Source organism: Nonomuraea deserti (assembly GCF_004348685.1).
Classification (GTDB): Bacteria; Actinomycetota; Actinomycetes; order Streptosporangiales; family Streptosporangiaceae; genus Nonomuraea; species Nonomuraea deserti.
In genome coordinates, this window is the sequence record NZ_SMKO01000413.1 from 1 (window position 1) to 1,289 (window position 1,289).

Below are 1,289 nucleotides of genomic sequence, written 5' to 3' on the forward strand. Positions count from 1 at the left end.
ATCCGAGCCTCCGCCCGAGTCCCCGGCTCCCACCCCGACCCCGACCTCGCCCGAGGACAAGGTCGAGGAGGGCTTGGGGGTCGACGGCGGCACGGCGCGGGCCATCGTCGAGCTGACCGCTCCCGCCGAGAACGCTCCCGTGGCGGCCCGGGCCGCCGCCGAGAGCGTGAACGTGGTGCTGCAGCCGCAGAGCCAGACGTTCATGGTCGTGGAGGGCACCGCGGAGGAGCTGGCCAAGCTGGCCGAGGACCCGCGGGTCGCCTCCATCCGTCGTGACAGGACGTACACGCCCACGCAGGTCGGCTCCAACCTCACGCTGATCGGCGCCGACCAGGCGCACGCGAAGGGCCACACCGGCGCCGGCCAGGCGGTGGCGGTGCTCGACACCGGCATCGACCCCGACCACCCGTGGTACAACGGCCGGGTCGTGGCCGAGGCCTGCTTCTCCGCTGTGGAGCCCGGCGTCGAGACGCTCTGCCCCAACGGCCAGACGCAGCAGTCAGGGCCCGGCGCGGCGGACGCGACCACGGCGAAGTGCCTGTCCGGCGGGGTGAACCTGTGCGACCACGGCTCTCATGTGGCGGGCATCGCGGCCGGCACCGGCGGCGTGGCGCCCGGGGCGAACATCGTGGCGGTGCAGGTGTTCAGCCGGGTCAACGACAAGAACCTCTGCGGTGAGCCGTCGTGCCTGCTGGCCTACGAGTCGTCGCTGCTGCAGGCCATGGACTACGTGGCCGGGCTGAGCGAGCCGGTCGCGGCGGTCAACCTGAGCCTGGGCGGGATGTTGTACGAAGGCGCGTGCGACACGTCCGAGGAAGGGTCGGTCTTCAAGCCGAAGATCGACGCGCTGCTGGCCAAGGGCATCGCGACCGTGGTGGCCGCGGGCAACGAGTTCTTCGAAGGGGCTTCGTACCCGGCCTGCATCTCCAGCGCCGTGGCCGTGGGCGCGAACGACGGCGGCGACGCCATCGCGGACTTCTCCAACCGCGGCGCCCTGCTGGACCTGTTCGCGCCCGGCGTTGACATCGAGTCGTCGGTGCCGGACAACGCGACCACCGTCTACAGCGGCACCTCCATGGCGACCCCGCACGTGGCCGGCGCGCTGGCGCTGATGAAGGCGGCCTCCCCGGCGACCCCGATGGCCGACCTGATCGACAAGCTGAAGACGACCGGCAGGCCGTACGTGTACGAGGCCAACGGCACCCAGGTCACCACGCCGCGCCTCGACCTGGCGGCGGCACTCGCCGGGGCGGCGCCGCAGCCGCCGATCTCGCAGACCCCGGTGGCCC

Annotated in this window: 1 protein-coding gene; it reads left to right on the forward strand. The window is 72.5% G+C overall.

What is annotated here, in order from left to right; translation table 11 throughout:
- A partial coding sequence (locus E1292_RS50410) for a S8 family peptidase (protein ID WP_165975190.1) occupies positions 1-1,289 on the forward strand: 1,289 nt, incomplete at both ends.